The following is a 22,823-nucleotide window of genomic DNA, read 5'->3' as shown; positions in this document are numbered from 1 at the left end:
AGTAGGACGTATGTCTTATATGAACAGATTCAAGTCTAATAAGTACTTTTTCGAATGCAGGTTTTGCCAAGCAAACAATAAAAATGTTAGAATGACAAGGCAGAAGACAGAAAGTGAGTGACGATATGTTAACAACAGAAGATTTTGATTTTAATCTACCAGAAGAACTAATTGCACAGACACCATTAAAAGATCGTGACCAATCACGTTTACTTGTGGTTGATCGTACGACAGGTGAAATGAAAGACAAACACTTCCACGATATTTTGGAAGAATTAAATCCTGGCGATGCGTTGGTTATGAATAATACACGTGTGTTACCCGCACGATTGTATGGAGAAAAAACAGAAACTGGTGCCCACTTGGAAGTATTACTTTTAACGAATACAGAAGGAGACACTTGGGAAACATTGATTAAACCAGCCAAAAGAGCAAAAGTAGGAACGCGTATTTCTTTTGGTGACGGACGATTGCAAGCAGTGGTGAAAGAAGAACTAGATCATGGTGGAAGAATCATTGCATTTGAGTATGAAGGAATTTTTCTTGAAATACTAGAATCATTAGGAGAAATGCCATTACCCCCTTATATTAAGGAACGTTTAGAAGATCCCGACCGTTATCAAACCGTCTATGCCAAAGAAAATGGCTCAGCTGCAGCACCAACCGCCGGATTACACTTTACAAAGGAATTATTAGCAGAAATTGAAGCAAAAGGCGTTGAATTGGTCTATTTAACTCTTCATGTAGGGTTAGGGACTTTTCGACCTGTTAGCGTTGACAAGATTGAAGAACATCAGATGCACAGCGAATTTTATCGTTTAACAGAAGAGGCAGCGACACGACTGAATCAAATTCGCCAAAATGGCGGTAAGATTGTTGCAGTAGGAACAACCTCTATTCGAACGCTAGAAACAATTGGCACGAAATTCAATGGTGAAATTAAAGCCGATAGTGGCTGGACAGATATTTTTATTACTCCTGGCTATGAGTTCAAAGTGGTAGAGGCTTTTTCAACAAATTTCCACTTACCGAAATCGACTTTAGTCATGTTAGTCAGCGCCTTTGCTGGAAGAGAATTGACGTTATCAGCTTATCAGCATGCGATTGAAGAACGTTATCGTTTCTTTAGTTTTGGTGATGCAATGTTTGTGAAATAAACGAACGAAAGGAAAACGCAACGAATGTAATAGAAGAAAAAGAAATAGAAGAAGTCGAAAAATCATGGTAAGAAGACATTGAGAAGGCATATAAATGGCTACTAAAGCAAATAGTTTAGCCTATACAAAGTGGCACAGTTGCTTTGATTGATAATAAATTCATCAAACTACCTAAATTGAAATCCTTAAGCAGAATTAAACTTCATAGGCAATTAAAAAGGATGATCAAATTTGCTACAGTATCATATAGAAAATTTAATTTGAAATTATGCCTTTTTAATAGAGCTTCTCAGGAATTTTTTTGTAATTACTTATAAATACATTGTTTCGTGGTGAGATGTATTTACTAAGTAATTACAAATTGTTAGAAATGGGGCATTTATATAATTACGAAAACACGAAAACAAGGTAATTCTATTATGTTGATAGTACCTAAAGATTTTAATATTCCAAATGGAGTTGAAGTTGAAGCAAAGTTGGTAGAGAATGGTATTCTTTATGAATTTTTTGAACCACAAAAAAGAATTCTATGATTTTAGTGAAGATATTTTGTCTGATATAATTGCAGAAGGCTATGATAAAGACGAGATTCTTGTGGAATTTAAGAATAGAAAAAGCAAAATGCATGTCTCCTTTAGAAATATTGTTAAAGATACACTTACTAATTCTAAAGCAATGACTAAAGAGGAGTTGGCAGCAGAAATTGGTTTATGAAATCGTTTCTTCAAAACATGTCATTAAGTATTTTAAAAAGCTAAAGAAGAAGTCGCTAAAAGAAAAATTTTTGAATCTAATTTATGATGAAATTGCGATTGATCCATATAAGTGGGAACAAAGAACTGGAGATTTATCAGGTATTTGGTCTCACGGATTTAAGTGTGCAGGGACCACGTATAGAGTGGCTTACGAGATTCAAGAAAATAAAGTTATTCCAGTATTGTTATGTGGAACGCATGAAAATTTTTATGAACAGTTGAAAAAAATAATCTAGTGATTTGAGGGCGTTCTTAAGAAGGACGGCTTCTTTTTTTTACAAGAAATAGATAGCAGGGTTGAGTATAAATGGCAATAGTTCAAGTAATTGGTACATGATGAAATTAAGAGATAAAAAAGCTGGGCTCTCGATAAGCCCAGCTCCTGTAGTCGGAAGGAATCAAATAAACAAAATAAGTGTAACTTTCCATGACTCATGCAAAGTACGATGTTGAATTTCTTCTTGATAAACAAAAAATCTTGTTTTCGTTACATCTTCAACAGTTGAAACATCTCTTGATTCTATTCAATTTTCAGATATTCATGTTCATTTTTTACGTATCATGTTACTTCTAGGTTCAGACAATGGATCATCTGAAACTTCATACGCATTCACTATTTATAAAGTTTATACTTCACATGTAAATCATTTGGTGAAACTTGTACGTTTAACAACTTTGTTTGCTTATGCTAATCTATCGAGAAATTCTTTTGTTTATTTGATGGTATCCTCCTTCCTTACACCTATATATTAGCACGTTTTGTTAACGTTTGCAAAAAAGAAGCTCACAAACTATAACCTTTGTTTTAAATAAAAAAGCCAGAAGGTTGAAGAAGTGAATTTAAGAATGGTATAGTAGAATTAGTACCTTTTTTGTGTGTAAAATTAGAGGAGGAATAGGATGGACGATTTTAAAAAAACTGGGAAAGAAGTGGAAAAAGAAACAAAAACAACAATTGAAACAGGGTTAACCACCCAAGAAGCTGAAAAAAGAAGCCAAGAGCAAGGAAAAAATAAATTCGATGAAGCGCCGAAAGAATCGCTTGTAAAAAAGTTTTTACGAAGTTTATCTGATTTTACAACAATCATTTTGCTAGTAGCAGCAGTGATTTCTTTTTATACAGCGTTTGCCACTGAACATGGCGATTTATTTGAAGGCTTACTGATTATTGCTATTGTGCTTATTAATTCCGTACTAGCAATCGTGCAAGAAGGCAATGCAGAAAAAGCGTTAGAATCACTGCAAGAGATGAACAAGCAAACAGCGACAGTGATCCGAGATGGAAAAGTCGAAAAAGTAGATGCGGAAAATCTAGTCGTGGGAGATGTCCTTGTTTTAGAATCAGGGTCAGCGATTACTGCAGATGCCCGATTAGTGGAAACTTCACAATTAAGAGTAGAAGAATCAGCGCTAACTGGGGAAAGTGAAGCGGTCGAAAAAGATGCCGATTATGTCAGCCAAGAAGAGGATGCACTGGGCGACCAAATCAATATGGTTTTTAAAGGATGTACAGTCGCAGCTGGTCGTGGAAAAGCAATTGTGACATCGATCGGAATGAAAACTGAAATGGGTAAGATTGCTGGACTTTTAAATGATCACACGATGCAGAAAACGCCTTTGCAAATTCGATTGAATCAACTAGGTAAAAGAATCAGCCTGATTGCTTTAGCGGCAGCAGCACTTGTCTTTATTATTGGTGAGTTGCAAGGAGAACCTTTATTAGAAATGTTTATGACTTCAATTTCTTTAGCGGTAGCTGCAGTACCAGAAACCTTGACAGTTATTGTGACATTGACACTGGCTTACGGGGTACAAAAAATGGCAAAAAAACATGCGATTATTCGCCAATTGCCGGCAGTAGAAACGCTAGGAACCGCCAATGTGATTTGCTCAGATAAAACCGGGACTTTGACCCAAAATAAAATGCGGGTTCGCCGTGTCTGGAGTAAAGAAGATGAAGTTACAGATGTCGAAGATTCGATGACCAATAGCGCAATGGAAATTTTAAAAATGGCGGCTCTTTGTACGGATGTGACTGTCGAAAAAGAAGGCGATGAATTGATCGTCAAAGGGAATCCAACAGAAGCAGCCATTGTACGTGCGGTTGAAGAAAACTATCACACAAAAGAAGAATTGGAAAAGGAATATCCAAGAGTAGCTGAGATTCCTTTTGACTCGGAACGAAAAATGATGACTACTATCCATCAAATGGGAGAAAAATATATTTCCATTACAAAAGGCGCATTTGATGTGTTGTCTCCACGCTTTACTTCTGGAGACATTGAACAAGCTACGGCGGTTAATGATCGCTTTGGGAAAAAAGCTTTGCGAGTGATCGCAGTAGGTTACGCTACTTATGAGGAAGAACCTCAAGAGATTACTTCAGAAGCGCTAGAAAAAGACTTACGATTGATTGGGTTGATCGGGATGATTGATCCGCCACGACCAGAAAGTAAAGGCGCAATCAAACGAGCGAAAAAAGCGGGAATTAAAACAGTTATGATTACAGGAGATCATGTAGTGACTGCTAGTGCCATTGCCAAAGAGCTAGGAATTTTAACTAATCCGACAGAAGCTCTTTCTGGCTCAGAGTTACAAGCGTTATCCGACGATGAATTAGATGAACGTGTCAAAGACCTTTCCGTCTACGCTCGTGTGACGCCAGAAGACAAAATTCGCATCGTTAAATCATGGCAACGAACAGGAGCAGTAGTTGCTATGACAGGTGATGGGGTTAACGATGCGCCGGCGTTAAAAGCCAGTGATGTCGGTTGTGCGATGGGAATTACTGGAACAGATGTTGCGCAAAGTGCTTCTGATATGATTTTGACTGATGATAATTTTGCTACGATCGTCGATGCTGTCAGTCAAGGACGTTCAGTCTATCAAAATATTCGCAAAGCCATCAATTTCTTATTGAGTTGTAATATCTCGGAAATTTTCATTGTCTTAATTGCCATGTTAGTTGGCTGGGGTGCACCGTTTACAGCGGTACAGTTATTATTTGTCAATGTTGTGGCAGATGGCTTGCCAGGTTTTGCTTTAGGACGTGAACCAGCAGAAAAAGGCATTATGGATGAGGCACCGATTCCTAAAAACGAAGGAATATTTGCCAGAGGATTGCTTCAAAAAATCGCAATCAATGCGACAGTATTTACTATTGTGACGCTATTTGGTTATTATTTAGGAAGTTTTGTTAACTCCATCAGCCCATGGGTAGAGGCAAGTCAAGAAGTTGGACAAACAGTGGCGTTTTTAGTTTTAGCGTACTCATCGATTTTACATGTGTTCAATGTACGCAGTAGCCAATCCATTTTTAAAGTCAACTTAGCCACAAACAAGTCTTTACTAGAGATGGCTATTCTGGCGATGGTGATCACTACAGCAGTTGCTCTATTACCATTTACACAAGAATTATTTGGACTAGTGCATATTAGCTTAAATCATTGGCTGTTAGTCGGTTTGTTATCGATCATACCGATTGCGGTGAGTGAGTTGATTAAGTTCCATCAGTTACCAGAAGTTGAGGAAGAAGAATAATCAATCAAAAAACAGGTTGGGAAATTTTATCCCAGCCTGTTTTTCATTGAAAAATTCAAATTTTTAGTTCTCATCCATTGTTTACCTTTATTTAATAAAAACAAGCTAGCTAACGACATGGTCAATAGATAAAGAAAATTGATAAATCAATTATTTAATAAATTGCCTGCTTTTGATAAATAGAACTCATAAATATAAACATAGAAAATATGGATAAAATAAAGTTCTTGTGAATGAAGAGAAAGATAATTTGTAATAGGGGTTAAAAAACTCCCTTTGTATTTAATTAAAAGAAGCCATAAACATAAGACACAAAAACAACCATATAAAATAAAAGGTAACTGTGGTGGATATTTATAAAAGGTTAAACCATGTAATCCCAATACATAAAAACTAGTGATGAAATAGCAGAAAGTAGCTATTGTTAATTGGATCAACTGTTTTACGGTCATTTTTGAGACAAGCAATCCAATAAAAGCAATTGGACAATAACCAAAAGCTAACGGAACGAGCTGAACGAAAATAAATTGATAAGTTTCTGGAAGTATTTTTGCTAAGTAAATAAAAAATACTTGAACAGCTAATAAGAGAGAAAATAGACCAAGTATACCCGAAAATGTCGTTACTTTTTGGCTCAATTTGTATAAAAAAGGCATAACTAAAGAAACAAAGAAAAAGGTACGCATGATCCATGCATAACCATAGCCAGTATCCAAAAAAAAAGCACGTAAAATATAATCTGGCTGAAAATGAACAGGGCTATTTGTTAGTGTATCCAGTGAGAAAAATGTAACAAATAAGACAATTAAAAAAAGATAGGTGGGCACTAACAAGCGACGAAATCTTTTTTTGCAATAAGCAAGGTATGGGATGTTTTTACTGCTGTAAAAATAGGAAATTCCTAAACAAAAAGCCATCAATGGCACATCAAAGCACCGCACATTGAAAATAATTCCTTGGACACCTGTATGGGCAAGGATAATACAAACAATAGCTAGGGCGCGTAAATGATCAATTTTTTGATCTCTTGGTATTTTCATGAAATAGATCATCCTTATTTAAAGAGGCTGGGACAAAAAACTTATTTCTCGGAGCGAAATACTTTTGTCCCGGCCTCTTACTTAGTGAGTAAAATTTTCAAATGAACGAGTTATTTTCTTAGAACCAATTGACCATTTTTTACATCATAGCGGTAAGTGCCGTTTGTATTATTTTTTAAGTTTGCATGGTTAATTGCTAAACGGGTATTATTGGCTTCACGATGCGTAATAGTGACTAAATCGCCTTCTTTTAATTCAATCGTGTCAGTTTTAGCATCGTAGTGACGATCACCAATATATTCTTTTTGATAAATGGTTTTACTGTTACGTGCAATCGTAATGCTGGCATAGCGATCGGTGAAATAACTATGTGGAGTATTGGCGATTGTCCGAACAGTAGCGACACCACTTGCAACATTAAATGAAGCAAAATGTGAATTTCCTAATCCACGGAAAGTGAACTCTTGTAGTTGATTAAAGGCATCGTCAAGTTTAGCCAATAGTGCTTGTTTTTGACTACTGTCTGGTGCTGCGTTGATTTTTTTCTTTACTTGATCAATGTCTTTTTGCATAAGATTTGTCTTAATCTTTTGCTTATCGTTTTCTTGGAATAGCTGATTCACAGCTTCTGTCGCTTCTTTCAGATAATTGTTTAAGGAAATTGTCATCGTTCCGCTATTTTTTACAAAGAGATATGGTTTTTGAATATAGCCAGTGTTTGTTTCTAGTTCTAATGCGTATACACCATTTGGCATATCCTTAATTGTTACAGGATTTTTCCCTAAAGTAACTTCTTTATAAAGTTTTTTGCCATCTAAAATACGTAGTTTCATTCCTTCAGATAGTTCGCCATCTTTGAAGTTTAATGTCACGTTACTTTTTAGATTCAATGGTTTTAATTCCTCGTTTGTGACTAAAGATAAAACAGAACTTAGACGATTGTTTTGTGTTAATTGTTGAATTGCTTCATCTAATCGATTATCAGGTACGACTTGAGCTAAATGAGCCACTTGTTGAGAATCATTTTCTTTAGCTGTTTGTTTTGCTTTATCTGATACCGTTAAGCCCCAAGCATTTAAGACAGCTGAGAAATCAACTTTCTTCGGTGCTCCCATTTCTGTAGTAATTAAATCTGGTAATAGATAGTTATTCGCATTAAATCCTGGCTCATTCGCAAATTTTCGATAACTTGTATAGAAGTTTTTGAAACCTTCATTTCCAGCTTTATCAACGATATTTGAAAGAATAATTAATTTTTTCCTTACATCTTGACTATTAAATTTTGGATCATTGCTATTGATGATATTTCTTAAGGCGTTTTCAAGTGTTTGTTTGTGTCCATAATCATAAAGCCAAGAATTTTTATCCGCAGCGGCTTTCCCCATATGTTTGTAGTTGTAGATGACACCATATAAGTTATTCCATACTTCACCGACATCCATGCCTTTATTCATAAAGCTACCTTGATAACCATGTCCAGTTTCATGAAGAACACCCCAGCCATCACCTAACCAAGCATCTGCTGAAGTACTTGTTTGAGCGGACCAAAGTCCTCCGTAATAAAGTGCACCAGGTCCTGAAGCATCTGCTTTGTAGAAGTATCTGCGCTCAGAAGCACGATTTAATGGATTTGGATCATTGTCGGATAAGCCAATTAATTCGTTGTAGAATCCAATAATATTGTTATCATATTTATCAATTAGTTGATTAAGATCAACTTTTAATGTTTGGTTACGGTTTTGTTCTGGTAAGAAGGTTTGGAATCTTTTTCCTTTAATTAGTGCATAGCCTTTTGTTTGATTCCAAGTATCTTTGAAGGCCGTCACATCCGCATTTTTACTAAATACTGGCAATAGAAGTTTTTGTCCTTCAATAGAAAATTCCAATTTTGGTTTTTCTCCATTTGCTTGATGATAAGGTGTGTAAACAAATGGCACGGCTAAATCCTTGGCAGTTAGTGTCACGTTATTCGTCGTAAAATTAACGGATGATTCTGTTTTTGAGTTATTTGTTAATAAACGCAAAGTCATTTGAGCTGTGAATTTTGGGTTGGTTTGTCTAATTGTGATTTTTGCGCCTTTTGCTAATTGAATACCTAAATCTTGACGATCATGGTCTTCTCCCATACGGATACCAGCAGCTGCGGTGTTTCCTGGGTAAGGGCTAGTAAACATGATTTTTTTATAGGTGTTTAATGCAAGATACGCTTGATCATATTTTTTCTGCAAAGCACTACGCTCTGATAAGTCACTAGGTAAAGCTTGGATCTTTTCTAAAGCGGCGTCTAATTGTTCTTGCGTATTTTCAGGTTTTGGTGTGTTTCCATTAAATAAGTTGTTTACAGCAGTGGTAGCTTCAGTAATTAGACTAGTTAAATTGTCTAACTGTCCATTTTTCACGACATAGGTATAATGACCAGAAGTGTTGCCTTTCAAAGCTGGGTTTGTCACAACAAAACGAGTGTCATTTGCTTCACGATGAGTGATTGTGACAATATCTCCATTTTTTAAAGAAATATCTTTTTGTTCGGCAGTCAAGGTTTGGTTGCCAATAAAGTCTTTTTTATAAACTACTTGTGCTCCCCGTTTTACTTGTAAACTAGCATAGACTTCACTATAAAAACCCCAATGTGGTTGTACAGCAAGTGTTTGTAAGTGTAGGCTATTTTTCACGACATTGATTTGAGCAAAGGTTGTATTATTGTAACCTTTTAAGATAAATCCTTGTGTTTGTTCTTGAACACTGATAGCGTTATAGACTTTTTCTAGCTTGTTCCATAATTTATCTAATTCTGGATGGAAATTAGGAAGGGCATTTAATTTGTCAGCGACAGCATCTGCTTGTTCTTTGGTAACCCCCAGTTTTGGTGTATTCCCGATAAATAAAGCATCAATCGCTTTTGATGCTTCCTTTACTTGCAAGGTCACAGGGTCTAATTTTAGCGTTCCGTTTTCTACAACATAGGTGTACTGACCGGAAGTATCATTTTTTAAGGTTTTGTCAGTCACAGCAAAACGAGTATCATTTGCTTCACGATGAGTGATTGTAACCATATCACCGTTTTGTAAAGGAATATCTTTTTGTTCAGCAGCTAACGGTTGTTCACCTACAAAGTCTTTTGAAAAAATCGTTTGATCGCCACGTGTGATTTTGATACTTGCGTAAACTTCACTATAAAACCTTGAATGTGGCTGTAATGCGAGTGTTTGCAAATGGAAATTATTTTTAGCTACACTGATTTGAGCAAATACACGATCATAGTAACCTTTTAAGGTAAAACCTTGTGCTTGATCACTGACAGCGTTATAGGCTTTTTCTAGTTTCGTCCATAGTTCATCCTTTTCAGTTAAATAATCAGGCAGTGCGTTTAATTTATCGGCAGCGGCATCTGCTTGTGCTTGGGTAATGCCTAGTTTAGGTGTGTCGCCAGTATATAAATCATTGACTGCTTTTGTCGCTTCTGCCAATTGCTCAGTGATATTGCTTAACTGTCCATTTTTGACGACATAAGTATAATGACCAGAAGTATTACCTTTCAAAGAGCTATCAGAAGCCACAAAGCGAGTATCGTTTGCCTCACGATGGGTAATTTTCACAATGTCGCCCTCTTCTAGCACAATGTCTTTTTGTGTGGCGCTTAAAGACTCTTCACCAACAAAATCTTTTGAGAAAACTGTCTGTCTTCTACGTGTGATTTTGATACTTGCATAAACTTGGCTATAAAACCTTGAGTGAGGCTGGATTGCATAGGTTTGTAAACGGAAATTACTTTTTGCAACATCAATTTTAGCAAAAGGTCGATCATAATATCCTTTTAAAGTAAAACTTTGGGTAGTGGTTTTAGGAGTCACTTGTGCATTGGTAGGTGACTGACTTTCTTGAGCGGCTAATACTTGCACACTTGGCGCAAGTAAATTTGAGAATAACATGATTCCGGTAGCCGAAGTAACGATCATTTTCTTTTTCATTGTATTTCTTCCTTCCTCCTATTGATATGAATAGCTATTCGAGAACTAAGCATATTATGTGGGAGAAGAATTATTTTTTTTTCTATTTCAAAAAAAAGAAGGCTAGTTGATTTTAACGAAAATAGGTAAGTTCCTCGAGGGATGATTATCTACAAAAAATGCCAAAATAAAATTAAGCTTCCTTATTAATAAAATAACTTTGAAAGGAAAGTTACAGCTGTTTTTTATTTTTTTTATTTAATCAATCGTTGTTTTAAAAAAACAAGAAAAAAATTTTTTATCCATCACCTATAATTTTTTTAAACAATAAAAATTATTGTTAAAGAAATTCATTAGGAGGTTTTAATTAAAATGGGAAAGAAAAAAAATCTATCAAAAGCAAAAAAAGTTAGAAAACAATTATTATCTGCTTCAGCAGCTGGTTTGATTCTTCTATCAAGTGTCGCAGGTCCCTCATTAACCTATGCGCAAGAAGCAATTGACAAAGAAAAAACAGAAACAACGGATACAACAAATAAGACAGCGCAAACTGCTTCATCAGTTGCTAAAGAGACACCGACAGTCACAACAGAATCTTCAGTTGCAAAGAACGAAGGATCAGAAGGGACTTCCTCTTCATCCTCTGCATCAGCAAAGGAAAACACCAAAACAGCAAAAGCAACAGAAACAACTGATGCTTTGCAATATAGCTGGAATAATTTTCCTAGTACCAACGGCCCTTTTAAAAGTGGCTATACAGTGAAATGGCCTACAATCATAGGCGCTCAGTATAAAGTTGTTTTAACATATGCAACACGTTCATACGATCCAATTAATTTTAATGTTAGTGCAAAAGATGTAAAAGTCGAAAATTCTTACGTTGATACGGACACTCCTACTATATTTGTTAGAAACTATACAACTACTATTACATTTACAGCCAATGCAGATACAACAAATTGTAAGGTAACTTGGACAGGCTACGGTCCAGAAGTAGCTGGTAGTACCATTGGGATTAGTGCTTCATCCAATGCTCCTCAAAGTTTGTTAGAGCATGCGGAGGAAATCAATGGCTATATGTCAGCGTTATTTAAAACAGATGGCTCTTTACAAAATGGCGTGACGCAACAGGGGATTGACCTAATTAGACATAGTTTGCAACAAATCGTCCCACAAGATTCTGGCTATTGGACAGATTACATTGAGCCAAATTTGCAAGCAGCAAGCGATTTAGTGGCAAATACAGCGGATCAAATACAGATTGATCTAAACTCTTTGTACTATCGAGGTGGAAGGGGAGGCTTAAATAGCAACGCAAAGTGTATTTGATTCAATTCAACAAAGAATTACTGCGTTACCAAGTAGTAATCCAATCATTAATCAGAAAAAACAAGCATTACAAAATCAACTAAACACAATGGCAGCAATGTTACAAGAAATCCAACTTAAGTCTTCCACAGGTCAAGTTGTTGCGCAAATTGATTCAAATCCTGACGCAACTTATGTACGAACGTTTGCTGGAACGGTCCCAGGCAATGCAACAATCGGAAAAATTCAAATCACCCATCCAATGTATGGTACGTATAAAAACTTAATTAATTAAGAATATAAAGGAGGAACTTACCAAGATAAAATCACTTCCTTAGATAACAACTCCGGTGATCGTCCGGTCTTTGGAGATTCTCTAATAATAACAACTAATGAAGCACCATTAGCTGTTAATGGTAATGTTCAACTATCAAATACCGTAAGTAAATCATATACCTTCAAGATGAATGAGAAAAACCAATGGATTTTACAATCCTCAAGTTATGACGGCGTAAAAAATGCAGTAGATGCTTTATTCAATGGAGAAACACCGAAGCCAACCAATACTCAAGAACAAATTAATCAAGCAAAAAATCAAGTAAATGGTCTATTGGATGGTCCAGAAAAAACAGCATTGCTAGCAAAAATCACGACTGCACAACAAGCATTAGATGCAACTAACGCAGAAGAAGCAGCAAAAGTACAAGCGGCAACAGATGCTGTGAATGCCTTATTTAATGGAGATACACCAAAACCAGAGAATACGCAAGAACAAATCAATGCAGCGAAAGCCAAAGTAGAAGCATTAAAAGACGGCGACACAAAAACAGCATTATTAGCGAAGATTCAACAAGCCCAAGAAGCGTTAGAAGCAAAAAATCAACAAAAATTAACGCTTAACCCTTATGTCTCTGGGGATGAATATGTCACTGGTACGATTACTGGAAACATCAAGAAATTCCAATTGATTGTCAATGGCCAAACCTATGAACCAGGCTTTAAATTAGTGAACGGAAAACTTGAAGTTTATGTAGGAAATCGTGTGCCTGAAGGAACAAAAGAGTTTACTTTAAAAGCCTTTAACCCAGCTGGTACTCAAGTTGCTTCTCAAACAGTCCAAGTCCAAGCTCCTTCATTGTCTGTCGATAAATTTACATTAGGTAGTGAATATATGACAGGTTCTTATGAAGGCAACAGTATTAAGAAATTACGCTTAACTGTTGATGGCAAAGTATATGAACCAGGCTTTAAATTAGCCAATGGAAAATTTGAAGTCTATATCGGAAGTAAAATTACTGGTAGCTCAAAAGTGGTAAAATTAGAAGCCTTAGATAAAACAGGGAAAACAATTGCAGAACAAAATGTTACGATTGAAAGACCTCAGTTCAACTTTGATGAATACACTCGTGGCAATGAGTACTTGACTGGAACAATCGATGGTCAAGGTGTTAAAAAATTCAAATTAATTGTGAATGGTAAAGAAAGCATGCCAGGCTTTAAACTAACTGCTGACAATAAATTTGAGATTTACGTTGGGAATAAAGTACCTGCAAACGTAAATACCGTGACAGTCGTGGGATTAGATAAAAATGGTCAAGAAATTGTTTCACAAGAAGTAACGGTTCAATCACCTGAATTACAAACAGATGAATATATCTTGGGAAATGAATATGTGACAGGTACTTTTACTGGTAACGCCATTAAGAAATTTAAATTAGTAGTCAATGGTCAAGAAGCTTTCCCAGGATTCAAAATCACTGAAGGCAATAAATTTGAAGTCTATGTTGGAAACAAAGTACCAGTAGGAACAAAGAACTTTACTTTAATTGGCTTAGACAAATCAGGGCAAGCTTTAGTGACAAAAGAAGTAACAGTGGTATCACCAACTTTAGCGATTGATGAATTTGTTCGTGGTAATGAATACATGACTGGAACTTTTAAAGGCGAAGCAATTAAAAAATTCAAATTAGTCGTCGATGGTAAAGAAAGCATGCCAGGCTTTAAAATGACTGAAGGCAATAAATTTGAAGTCTATATCGGTAATAAAATCACTACAGCTTCAAAATCAGTAAAATTAGAAGGAATAGATAAAGCGGGAAATGTTTTGGTTAGTCAAGCAGTGACTGTTTCTCAACCAGAATTGGTTCCTAATGAATATTTAACTGGCACATACAAAGGGGATATTCGTTCCTTCAAATTAACGGTTGCTGGTAAAGAATATAAACCAGGATTCAAATTAAAAGCTGACAATCAATTTGAAGTTTATATCGGCAATAAAATTCCTGCATCAGCTAAAACTTTCACGATTGAAAGCTTAAGTTTTGATGGCAAGCAATTGGTTTCTGTAGAAGTGCCAGTAAAATAAGTTTGCGCTTATCTTAAAAAATGAATGCTCAGAGTAATCACTAATGATTACTTTGAGTATTTTTTTATCATTCAATAGTGTCCGGTTAATAAAAGGAAAAATAGGTTCTATTTATTTATTATTTTTAATTTATTTGTTTTATATATAAAAAATAATGGAAATACATTAGTGGCTGTTATAGTAAGTGAAAATAATGGATGGCTGAATAGCTTAGCAAAAAAATTCCATATTAGAGAGGATTGTAAAAGAAATGATAAGTAAATATCGTTACATTAAAAGAGGTTTTCAAAAATAAAAGAAGAGTTGCTGACTTGATTTAATTAATAAAAAAAGACGTATTTGGTTCAATAGATAGAAAAAAGAAAATAAATCGTTTGGTAATATACTATTTAAGGATCCTTGCTTTTAGTACGATCTTTCGTCTTCCTGTAATGGCTAAATCTTGAGGTCAGTTTTATAAGTATCCTTAGCTTTTAGTTAATTATTCTTCCTTTTTTAGTGAATTAGAAGGAGTTTTTTGCCAAAATAATTGTAAAAAAATATAGGGTCAGATTTTTATAATTATATCCGTAAGTAATTTTTAGAAAGTTAGGAGAAATGACTATGAAATTAGAAATTGGAATCACGGTTTCTGCACCTGCCGTATCTGAAGAATATGTGGTAGGAACAGTTACAAACATTTTAACAAATGTGGTGATTGTAGAAGCGGATGTCAAACATTATGTCGTGACAAAGAAAGTATTAAAAGAACAAGGCTATATGATTGAAGAAGAGGTGGATACACCCCTCCAGCCACTAGAGATAGAGATTTGAAAGCAATCTTTCGCTAGGGCAGTTTGTTCGTTCTGAGTGGGAAGCAAAAGTAATATTGATGATAAAGTTTTTAACTGCCAAGCTTCTGATATGTTTTCAAATGATCCATCCTCTTTTTTAATAAAAAAGCAAAGAATTAGCAAACAATGAAGAAGTTACTCGTTTGCTAATTCTTTCAAATTTAAGGAGGAATGTTCAGTCCAAATTCATGATACAAGTCGCAATTTTTTTGATATCAGTCGATAAGGAATTTAAGGAAATAGAAAAAATATTTTCGTTATTAAAATTCTCTTTATTTAAAAGTGTGCGCTCACAGATGATGAGTTGATCTGATTTGCGAATGTATTCAGGGACATCATCTAGTGAATAGTAAAGCGTTGTATCAATTAATAGGTCACTAGTGGACATTCTTTTTTCTAAGGAATTTCGAAAAGCAATATGAGAAGTTTCATTTTCTGCAACAATCACCACCCCAGTTTTACTTAAATTGCCATTTGTTAAGATAAAAAAAGTCAACTGACAAAATTCTTGTAGATGGAAGTAAGGAATATTATTGATTGGTGTATCTAGTTCTTCTGTCCATTTTTTTAAAATAAGCTTGACTCTATTTAACACTAAACGTTGTTCATCACTTAAGAAAATATGCTTTGTGACTAAAAAATTGCCAATATTTAAGGCGCAGGTATATAACAAGTTAAATAGAGGAACTTCAAATAAGATATTTCCGAATAAGTGAACGCTAAATTCTTTTTCGAACATTTCAATGAGTAAATCAATTTCTTTAAATTTTGTTATCAGGCGATTTCTCACATAATGGTAATCAATCTCCAACATAAAATAGTTAGGGGAGTTATAAGGAAGTGTCCGATAAATAATAGTTAGATAAGCAATTTCTTCATCTGAAAGTTCTTCGTCATGTTCGATAAATATCTCTCTGAACATATTAAAAATAATGCCATTTCTTAACATCGCCATCGTCTCTTCAGGGAAGAATACAGGATCACTTTTTTGACGGGACAATGAAAGATAAATGGCTAATTTAAAGAAGGTATATTGCGTTTTATTTAAGCGATTTGCTAAAATATGGAGTATTTTATCTGCGTATTTTTCAGACTTCGTCATGATTTCAGCATCGATTTGTGTATCTAAATAATCACAACGCATCCAAATCGAAAGGATCAAGAAACGTTGTTGTAGTTCATGGGAGTTTTCTGGGATTTCTGTAAGTGGCGACAGTGCCTCTGAAAAATAATTTTCCACATCTTTTTTTATTTTGAATACTTTCGTGACTGATAAAAATTCTTCATCTACAAGTGTCAAGTAATCATTTTCTCCCATAATATAACGAGAACAAACTCTTAAAAAATTAGAATCTTGATAGATTTGTTTGATTAAATCATACCGCCGAATATTGGGTTTGAAGAAAATCAAAAGATGGCTACTTGTCATTTTATAATAGTCGATATCTTCTTCTAACCGAATCACTAATTTTTGAAAATCAGCTTTGATGGTATTAAACGTCACCCCCAACCTTTCTGCTGCTTCACTGACATTAAGCTCCTTTAACTCAAATAAAAATTCAACTAATTTTACTTTTCTAATAATATCTTTTTCTATATAGTCTTCAATCATTATAACTTCTCCTAAACAAGGTCTAGCTATCTTTATCTTACAAAAGTTATTTCGCATGCAGTGAGAAACCCTTTATTTGGTTATTCAAAACGTAGATAAAGACAACCATAGTTATTCTATAAATAATTTTTATTTAGATTTTTTTTATTATTTTTTTTGCGCTTGGTTCTATAAAAAAAAACAGGAAAGTATTATGTTGAAAAATACTATACTAATTAGAGCTAAGTAATTTTTTATTTATTAATGAAATTGTCAAACATAAGGAAGATGTATAAGGAGAGATGAACAGATGAAAAAAATAATGTTACTAAGTATGATGATTTTGGCTTTGGCAGGATGTTCGGCAGGAAAATCAACGAGTAAGCCAACAACTGAATCGACGAATAAACCTACTCAAACAAGTAGTGAAGTCACTTGGGCCGATAAGCAAGAGATGCAGTTAAAACAATTAACAAAAATTGCGGAAAAAACCATTGCTCAACGCAATAAATTTGAACAAACGAAATTAAAATTTATCAAAGAAACTTTATCAACAGCTGATTTAAAAACAGTAAAAGAAAAAGATAAAGAATATAAGAATGTAAAAGAAATTTATGGGAAGTACAGTTATGAAGGAAAAGAATCAGATTTTGATTTGATTTTGTCCTTTGAAAAACCTGATTCATTCAATAAATATACCGTAATCAAATATGTGATCGATATTGAAAAAAATAATTTCAGCAAGGTAGATTAAAAAATGCTGTTTATGAATGACATAGCATATGGAGAGACTGAGTAAAAAACAGGATAAATCCATGGAAGCTGGTCTGCAAGTTTTCAACAAAAAGCTAATACAAATGATTAGACAGTGTTACCTTTTTAATAATTTTATTTTAGGGAGAATCAGAGATAAGGATGGAGCAAACAGTAAACATAGAAAAATTTTGGCGTATCATAAAAAAGAGAAAATTTGTTATTGTCATTTCAGCTTTATTGGGATTAGTAGTATCAATGTGTTTAATCGCATTTGTTTTAATTCCAAAATATGAGTCACAAGCACAATTGATTGTGACTCTACCTAAAAATGAAACAACCGATATCAATGATGTGAACAGCAACTTACAAATGATCACGACATACAAAGATATTATTACGGGTGATTTAATCATGAATGAAGTCTCACAAGACTTACAGAAAAATTTTGGTGTTCATCTTTCGGTTGCACAACTGCGGAACCTTATAAGTATTAAACAAAAGGAAAATTCTCAGATGTTTTCGATTGTTGCGACCGATCCGGATCCTAAATTAGCGCAATACATTGCCAATATAACTGCTGAAAAATTCCAGAAAAACGCAAAAAAATTGCTGAATGTGGATCGTATTTCTATTATTTCTAAAGCGACACTCAGTGATACACCAACAGAACCTCATAAAAAAATAGTTTTAGCAAAAGGTCTTATTATTGGGTTGTTTATTGGTTTGATGTTGCTATTGATTTTAGAGTTTATGGACCGCACCATTAGTGACAGTGAGACGATCAAAAATGAGTTTGAGACGGTCGTTTTAGGGAGTATTCCCTATATGGATGCTAAAGAGAAGAAAACAAACCGAAGAAAATAAGGGTGTCAGAAATGAGAAAAACAAGAAGAGCAAGAAATGCGAGTATCAGAAAAAACTTAATTACAATTAGTGATAAAACTTCGCCAATTACAGAACGCTATCGGACGATTCGTACCAATATCCAATACAGTTTTCCTTACGGGGAAAAATTACACACATTAGTTGTCACTTCACCTGGTGTTGGTGAAGGAAAATCAACCACCACAGCAAATCTAGCAGTCGTTTATGCAAATTTTGGACAAAAGGTGTTAATTATCGATGCTGATATGCGTAAGCCGACATTAGATAAAATCTTTTCTTTAGAAAAACAAGTCGGTCTAAGTACATTATTAGGTACGAATATTCACGCAGAAGAATGTATCCAAGAAAGTTTAGAAAAAAATCTCTTTGTTATGACAAGTGGGCCTAAGCCACCTAATCCAGCAGAATTGTTGGGATCAAAACGCTTAGAAGAGGTGATCAATGAATTGAAAATCAGTTATGACATCATTTTATTTGATACACCACCATTGACTGCTGTGACAGATGCGCAAATATTAGCTTCGAAAGTGGATGCAACGGTCATGGTAGTCAGTGAAAAGCTAACGAAGAAAACCAATTTCCAGACAGCAAAACATTTACTTGAGTTAGTGAATGCGAATGTTTTAGGTGTGGTTTATAACGCTTCTAAAGAAGATGAGAACCAAGGATATTATTACTATGGTTCATAAAATCGGACAGCATATAAATAAATGTATTTAAAAAATAACTACAGAAAATTCTTTTTAAAAGGACTTTCTGTAGTTATTTTTATGGAATAAAAATAAGAATTTTTTTATTTTTTTAAGTAAACGTTTTTAGAACTAAAAAAACAAAAAAAATAAAGAATTTGGATTCGTAGAATAAAAGACATAGCAACCCTAGTTAAAGGATTTATCAATGAAAGGCGGAGATAACATGAAAAAATTTAAAGGGATTTGGGTTACCTTGGTTTCAATAGTCTGTTTGCTATTGCCTACGGTGGTTCATGCTGAAACACAAGGGGCGATTACAAAAGCAGAAAGAGATATTTTAACAGAACTATATACTTGCGTCACTGTGAAAGGGAAAAAATATGACTTTGATCAGACAGATATAACAAAAGCAGAAAATTATTTGAAAGTACACCAAGTAACAGATGAAAATGCGTTGAAAGTAGCCAACTACTTAAGAGAAGCACGTCAATTAATCTTAGATAATTCTCAAAATGTGGATGTTCAATCGATTCATACTTTAAAAAACTTAATTAAAGCATTGCCACGTCCGGTCATTGAACAATTAAAAGACATTGTTTTAAAAATTGGTGAAATTCTAAATTTAAGAGTGACTTTTTATCGTGATGGTGTGTCAGTTGTTGATGCTTCAGGAACTCTGATTTATACAACGGAAGAAGAAGTGAAACAAACAGGAGCTGATTATACATCAAGTTATGTAGCGATTGTTGCCGTGTTGATGTTTGCAGGTGGCGCATATTGGGTGGCACGTCGAGGTGAGTAAAAAACGAAAAAAAGGCCGATTAAAAAGAATGATCAGTAGTTGTTTGATCGCTTTAGCCTTTTTAATACTCAATTATTCGTTGATTTATGTGATTGGTCAACCAGTGATCCATTTTGTGACCTCCTCCATTCAAACATTGTTGTTAGCAAAAGCGCCTACGTTTAAAGAAAATATTGAACCCATTCCGATGAAACAACTGGTTTCTGAGACCGGAAATGAACTTGCTTCTAGTAAGATTCAATTTCCTCGCTATGGACAATTATACGGTGAGATTAATGTCCCGACGATTCAATTAAAGACTTCATTGTATTTTGGCGATTCGGCAACCATTTTAAGAAATGGGGCAGGCCAATACATGGGCTCTGTTTTTCCAGGGGAGCTAGGAACAACCTTAATTGGCGGTCATAACAGTGATTCATTCGGCAAATTAATTAATATCAAACCGCAAGATAAAATAACTGTTCAAACGAATTATGGACGTTATCAGTATGTAGTTGAGGAAACGAGAGTAGCGAATAAGCAGGATGCACAAATTATGCGTGAAATTCGTCAGAGAAAGACATCTGAACTCATACTTTATACCTGTTATCCCATTGATAGTATTGGCTTAACTGATCAGCGACTATTTGTAACAGCAAAATTAAATGCTGGTCCCCAAATCAATGAAAATAAATAAATAAAGGATTTTGGTCATGAGAAAAGGTTTAGGAAAAAAGACAGCACGATTGTTTTTAACGTATGTATGTTCCGTTTCGTGTTTTGTTTTGTTGGCACTTGGTTGTATCAGGATAACCTTAGTAAACCCTAATTTTATGAGTCGGCAAATGGAGGATCCTCAATATATCAAACTTGTTCAGCAAGAAATCAATGAAAAAATCCAAGATATTGGTCGGGGGAGTAATGTTCCAGCTGATCAGTTAGCTGATATTGTTCCTTTTAAATGGGTCGAAAAAAATATCGGAAAGTATGTCAAAAATCTTTATAGGAAGAAAAATTTTTCTTTAGAAGGACAGCTAGAGATCAAAGAGAAAATCCATCAGCGTTTAAATCACTATATTCAAGAAAAAAATATTCCTATCGATCAGAGTAATCCTCAAGTTATCGATAAAATCGCTGATTCTTCCGTCATTGCCAGCAAAAATTTGATAGAAATACCCTATTTAGTCAATTATGTGAACAAAGTCTTGCAATTTAAGCCAGTTTTGAATCGATTACTCATCGGCAGTAGCGTGGTTTTTATTCTCTTGTTCTTTTTGTTGCTCCAGACAATTGATTGGACACACAGAAAATTTCGTTTTGCCGCTTATGTCTTTTTAGGAACCGGTGCCACGTTTCTACTATTTCCTACATGGCTTTATTTTAGTGGCGTGATTGAACGAATCGGTATTTTAACGGAAAGTGTTTATCGCTTTGTAAGGCAGTATCTAGTTTCGTTTGATCTGACATTTATTTATACCGGATTAATTTCTGTAGGAATAGCAAGCATCTTATATGTGTTCAGTGAAAGAAAAAGAGCGATCGTTATTTATAAAGGTAGGGGAAAGTAATGATTGATTTACATTGTCATATTTTACCTGGCATCGATGATGGTCCCAAAAATTTAGAACAAAGCCTTGAAATGGCCACTAAAGCTCGAAGTCAAGGGATTACCCATTTGATGTGTACACCTCATCATAATAATGGACGCTTTGTTAACCCAGCTGAGGTAATTAAAAAAGAAGTTTTAACATTACAGTCCGAATTAGATAAAAGAAATATTGACTTAAAATTACTTGTTGGACAAGAAAATCGTTTAACGGGTACGTTGCTCCAGGAAATTGAAAAGAAAGAAATTGTTTGTTTTGGTAAAAGAAATAATTTTCTCTTGATTGAATTCCCAACAACTGATGTTCCTCTTTATGCGGAAAAGCTTCTTTTTAAATTAGTATCCCAAGGCTATACACCAATTATTGTCCATCCTGAAAGAAACACGGTGTTTATCAATGATCCGAATAAACTGTTGCCGTTTTTAGAAATGGGTGTCATCACGCAAGGAACAGCGCCGAGCATTGTAGGGTTATTTGGACGGAAAATACAAAAGACAGCAAAAAAAAATGCTCCAAGCAAACTTAATTCAAATGATTGCTTCAGATGCGCATAGCTTAGAAAAAAGAAATTTCTATTTAGAAGAAGCTTATTTCATGATTCAAAAAGAATTTGGCGAAGAAAAAGTATTCAGATTAAAAAAGATGCCTAGGGATATTCTATCTGGAAATAAAATTGAACGACAAGCTTATCAAAAAGTGAAAAATAACTTGTTTAATTTATTTGGTTAAATAAACCCATTTGAGGAAGAAAGGTGGCCATGCGATGAGCGAAAATATGGAAGTAACAAAAAGATTACCAAAAGACTTTAGTACGAGCATGCCATTTTATCGAGTGAAGTTAAAGCGAAAAAAGTGGTATGAAATAACTAAAAGAATCATCGATATTGTTCTTAGTTTCATTGGGCTTATCGTTTTATCACCGCTTTTACTTTGGGTCGCTTTTAGAATCTACTTTGAGGAACCAGGACAGCCGATCTTTTTTTCACAAGAACGAGTGGGAAAAGATAAGCAATTATTTAAAATTTACAAATTTCGTTCAATGTGTGTAGATGCAGAGAAAAAATTGCCAACATTGCTCTATAAAAATGAAGTAGAAGGCGCCATGTTTAAGATAAAAGAAGATCCACGTGTAACAAAATTTGGGAAATTTATCCGTAAAACAAGTTTAGATGAATTGCCCCAACTGTGGAATGTTTTGAAAGGAGACATGAGTTTAGTCGGACCTCGCCCACCATTACTGAGGGAGGTTGCTCAATATACAAAATATGATGAGCAAAGATTATTAGTTAAACCAGGGTGTACAGGATTATGGCAGATTAGTGGGCGTAGCAATGTCGGTTTTTCTGAAATGGTGTCTTTAGATTTAGAATATATCGAAAAGAGAAGCCTTTTTATTGATTGCAAGATTATTTATCGAACCATTTTCGTTATTTTGCATCCAGAAGGAGCGTGTTGAAGCAGAAATGAAAAAAAAAGTTCTATTAATTAGTGAATCAATGGAAGGTGGACTAAGGAAACATGTTGTTCAATTGATCGAGTATCTAGATAAAAAAGAGTTTGAAATCT

General features: G+C 34.6%; 17 protein-coding genes and 3 pseudogenes. 17 read left to right on the top strand and 3 right to left on the bottom strand.

Features of this window, described 5'->3' with window-relative positions; genetic code table 11:
* The first annotated feature begins 125 nt into the window (after positions 1 to 125).
* The 5 genes and pseudogenes from queA to EVI01_RS07960 all read left to right on the top strand — a co-directional run bounded on the left by queA (position 126) and on the right by EVI01_RS07960 (position 5,452).
* Positions 126 to 1,157 (top strand): tRNA preQ1(34) S-adenosylmethionine ribosyltransferase-isomerase QueA, encoded by a 1,032-nt coding sequence (queA, locus tag EVI01_RS07980; protein WP_010750645.1) that lies wholly within the window; start codon positions 126 to 128, stop codon positions 1,155 to 1,157.
* Positions 1,158 to 1,282: 125 nt separating this feature from the next.
* Positions 1,283 to 1,402 (top strand): annotated as a pseudogene (locus EVI01_RS07975) (RNA-guided endonuclease TnpB family protein); the annotation flags it as partial.
* A gap of 138 nt (positions 1,403 to 1,540) precedes the next feature.
* Positions 1,541 to 1,871: pseudogene (locus tag EVI01_RS07970) on the top strand (AbrB/MazE/SpoVT family DNA-binding domain-containing protein).
* The gene (locus EVI01_RS07965; RefSeq protein WP_010750642.1) at positions 1,861 to 2,148 is read left to right on the top strand and encodes a type II toxin-antitoxin system RelE/ParE family toxin; all 288 of its coding nucleotides are present in this window, start codon (positions 1,861 to 1,863) and stop codon (positions 2,146 to 2,148) included. The pseudogene EVI01_RS07970 and the gene EVI01_RS07965 overlap by 11 nt, the downstream one beginning before the upstream one ends.
* A gap of 664 nt (positions 2,149 to 2,812) precedes the next feature.
* Positions 2,813 to 5,452, top strand: a complete 2,640-nt coding sequence (locus tag EVI01_RS07960) for a cation-translocating P-type ATPase (protein ID WP_010750641.1) — start codon at positions 2,813 to 2,815, stop codon at positions 5,450 to 5,452.
* A 146-nt stretch (positions 5,453 to 5,598) separates the two neighbouring features.
* On the opposite strand, the gene EVI01_RS07955 is transcribed toward EVI01_RS07960, so the two are convergent.
* Entirely contained in the window at positions 5,599 to 6,492 is an 894-nt protein-coding gene (locus tag EVI01_RS07955) for an acyltransferase family protein (RefSeq protein WP_261766390.1), read from the bottom strand.
* A gap of 110 nt (positions 6,493 to 6,602) precedes the next feature.
* On the bottom strand, positions 6,603 to 10,460 hold the full coding sequence (locus EVI01_RS07950) for a putative mucin/carbohydrate-binding domain-containing protein (RefSeq protein WP_010750639.1): 3,858 nt from the start codon (positions 10,458 to 10,460) through the stop codon (positions 6,603 to 6,605).
* A 351-nt stretch (positions 10,461 to 10,811) separates the two neighbouring features.
* On the opposite strand from EVI01_RS07950, the gene EVI01_RS14095 reads away from it, so the two are divergent.
* The 4 genes from EVI01_RS14095 to EVI01_RS07930 all read left to right on the top strand — a co-directional run bounded on the left by EVI01_RS14095 (position 10,812) and on the right by EVI01_RS07930 (position 14,925).
* Positions 10,812 to 11,768: a hypothetical protein gene (locus EVI01_RS14095; protein WP_010750638.1), complete on the top strand. Its 957-nt coding sequence runs from the start codon at positions 10,812 to 10,814 to the stop codon at positions 11,766 to 11,768.
* An 88-nt stretch (positions 11,769 to 11,856) separates the two neighbouring features.
* Complete coding sequence (locus EVI01_RS14090; protein ID WP_010750637.1) at positions 11,857 to 12,042, top strand: hypothetical protein; 186 nt, start codon at positions 11,857 to 11,859, stop codon at positions 12,040 to 12,042.
* Between the two features lie 168 nt (positions 12,043 to 12,210).
* Positions 12,211 to 14,112 carry an immunoglobulin-like domain-containing protein gene (locus EVI01_RS14085; RefSeq protein ID WP_010750636.1) on the top strand — a complete coding sequence of 634 codons (1,902 nt, stop codon included), beginning with the start codon at positions 12,211 to 12,213 and terminating at the stop codon, positions 14,110 to 14,112.
* A 603-nt stretch (positions 14,113 to 14,715) separates the two neighbouring features.
* Positions 14,716 to 14,925 carry a hypothetical protein gene (locus EVI01_RS07930; protein ID WP_010750635.1) on the top strand — a complete coding sequence of 70 codons (210 nt, stop codon included), beginning with the start codon at positions 14,716 to 14,718 and terminating at the stop codon, positions 14,923 to 14,925.
* A gap of 195 nt (positions 14,926 to 15,120) precedes the next feature.
* On the opposite strand, the gene EVI01_RS07925 is transcribed toward EVI01_RS07930, so the two are convergent.
* Positions 15,121 to 16,557 (bottom strand): helix-turn-helix domain-containing protein, encoded by a 1,437-nt coding sequence (locus EVI01_RS07925; protein WP_010750634.1) that lies wholly within the window; start codon positions 16,555 to 16,557, stop codon positions 15,121 to 15,123.
* 289 nt (positions 16,558 to 16,846) lie between these two features.
* Between EVI01_RS07925 and EVI01_RS07920 the strand changes: the two genes are divergently transcribed.
* From EVI01_RS07920 to EVI01_RS07885, 8 genes and pseudogenes are all read left to right on the top strand, one after another.
* Positions 16,847 to 17,290, top strand: a complete 444-nt coding sequence (locus EVI01_RS07920; protein ID WP_010750633.1) for a hypothetical protein — start codon at positions 16,847 to 16,849, stop codon at positions 17,288 to 17,290.
* A gap of 161 nt (positions 17,291 to 17,451) precedes the next feature.
* Positions 17,452 to 18,156 carry a YveK family protein gene (locus tag EVI01_RS07915; protein WP_010750632.1) on the top strand — a complete coding sequence of 235 codons (705 nt, stop codon included), beginning with the start codon at positions 17,452 to 17,454 and terminating at the stop codon, positions 18,154 to 18,156.
* A gap of 11 nt (positions 18,157 to 18,167) precedes the next feature.
* Positions 18,168 to 18,866 (top strand): CpsD/CapB family tyrosine-protein kinase, encoded by a 699-nt coding sequence (locus EVI01_RS07910; RefSeq protein ID WP_010750631.1) that lies wholly within the window; start codon positions 18,168 to 18,170, stop codon positions 18,864 to 18,866.
* 226 nt (positions 18,867 to 19,092) lie between these two features.
* Positions 19,093 to 19,671: a cell wall protein gene (locus EVI01_RS07905; RefSeq protein ID WP_241546209.1), complete on the top strand. Its 579-nt coding sequence runs from the start codon at positions 19,093 to 19,095 to the stop codon at positions 19,669 to 19,671.
* Positions 19,664 to 20,347, top strand: a complete 684-nt coding sequence (locus EVI01_RS07900; protein ID WP_010750629.1) for a class D sortase — start codon at positions 19,664 to 19,666, stop codon at positions 20,345 to 20,347. Before EVI01_RS07905 ends, EVI01_RS07900 begins: the two co-directional genes overlap by 8 nt.
* Before the next feature lie 148 nt (positions 20,348 to 20,495).
* Positions 20,496 to 21,218 carry a hypothetical protein gene (locus tag EVI01_RS07895; protein WP_244150174.1) on the top strand — a complete coding sequence of 241 codons (723 nt, stop codon included), beginning with the start codon at positions 20,496 to 20,498 and terminating at the stop codon, positions 21,216 to 21,218.
* A pseudogene (locus tag EVI01_RS07890) lies at positions 21,218 to 21,986 on the top strand (tyrosine-protein phosphatase). Before EVI01_RS07895 ends, EVI01_RS07890 begins: the two are co-directional and overlap by 1 nt.
* An 88-nt stretch (positions 21,987 to 22,074) precedes the next feature.
* Positions 22,075 to 22,713 carry a sugar transferase gene (locus EVI01_RS07885; RefSeq protein WP_241546212.1) on the top strand — a complete coding sequence of 213 codons (639 nt, stop codon included), beginning with the start codon at positions 22,075 to 22,077 and terminating at the stop codon, positions 22,711 to 22,713.
* The last annotated feature ends 110 nt before the right edge of the window (positions 22,714 to 22,823 follow it).

The sequence above is a fragment of the Enterococcus villorum genome (genome assembly GCF_007990225.1).
Taxonomy (GTDB): Bacteria; Bacillota; Bacilli; order Lactobacillales; family Enterococcaceae; genus Enterococcus_B; species Enterococcus_B villorum.
The sequence above is the reverse complement of the archived record's forward strand: the minus strand, read 5'-3'. Positions and strand labels throughout refer to the sequence as shown.

Coding starts and splice junctions, on each gene's coding strand:
- queA (WP_010750645.1), top strand. CDS start 126: ATGTTAACAACAGAAGATTTTGATTTTAATCTACCAGAAGAACTAATT.
- EVI01_RS07960 (WP_010750641.1), top strand. CDS start 2,813: ATGGACGATTTTAAAAAAACTGGGAAAGAAGTGGAAAAAGAAACAAAA.
- EVI01_RS07955 (WP_261766390.1), bottom strand. CDS start 6,492: ATGAAAATACCAAGAGATCAAAAAATTGATCATTTACGCGCCCTAGCT.
- EVI01_RS07950 (WP_010750639.1), bottom strand. CDS start 10,460: ATGAAAAAGAAAATGATCGTTACTTCGGCTACCGGAATCATGTTATTC.
- EVI01_RS14095 (WP_010750638.1), top strand. CDS start 10,812: ATGGGAAAGAAAAAAAATCTATCAAAAGCAAAAAAAGTTAGAAAACAA.
- EVI01_RS14090 (WP_010750637.1), top strand. CDS start 11,857: ATGGCAGCAATGTTACAAGAAATCCAACTTAAGTCTTCCACAGGTCAA.
- EVI01_RS14085 (WP_010750636.1), top strand. CDS start 12,211: ATGAATGAGAAAAACCAATGGATTTTACAATCCTCAAGTTATGACGGC.
- EVI01_RS07930 (WP_010750635.1), top strand. CDS start 14,716: ATGAAATTAGAAATTGGAATCACGGTTTCTGCACCTGCCGTATCTGAA.
- EVI01_RS07925 (WP_010750634.1), bottom strand. CDS start 16,557: ATGATTGAAGACTATATAGAAAAAGATATTATTAGAAAAGTAAAATTA.
- EVI01_RS07920 (WP_010750633.1), top strand. CDS start 16,847: ATGAAAAAAATAATGTTACTAAGTATGATGATTTTGGCTTTGGCAGGA.
- EVI01_RS07915 (WP_010750632.1), top strand. CDS start 17,452: ATGGAGCAAACAGTAAACATAGAAAAATTTTGGCGTATCATAAAAAAG.
- EVI01_RS07910 (WP_010750631.1), top strand. CDS start 18,168: ATGAGAAAAACAAGAAGAGCAAGAAATGCGAGTATCAGAAAAAACTTA.
- EVI01_RS07905 (WP_241546209.1), top strand. CDS start 19,093: ATGAAAAAATTTAAAGGGATTTGGGTTACCTTGGTTTCAATAGTCTGT.
- EVI01_RS07895 (WP_244150174.1), top strand. CDS start 20,496: ATGGAGGATCCTCAATATATCAAACTTGTTCAGCAAGAAATCAATGAA.
- EVI01_RS07885 (WP_241546212.1), top strand. CDS start 22,075: ATGCCATTTTATCGAGTGAAGTTAAAGCGAAAAAAGTGGTATGAAATA.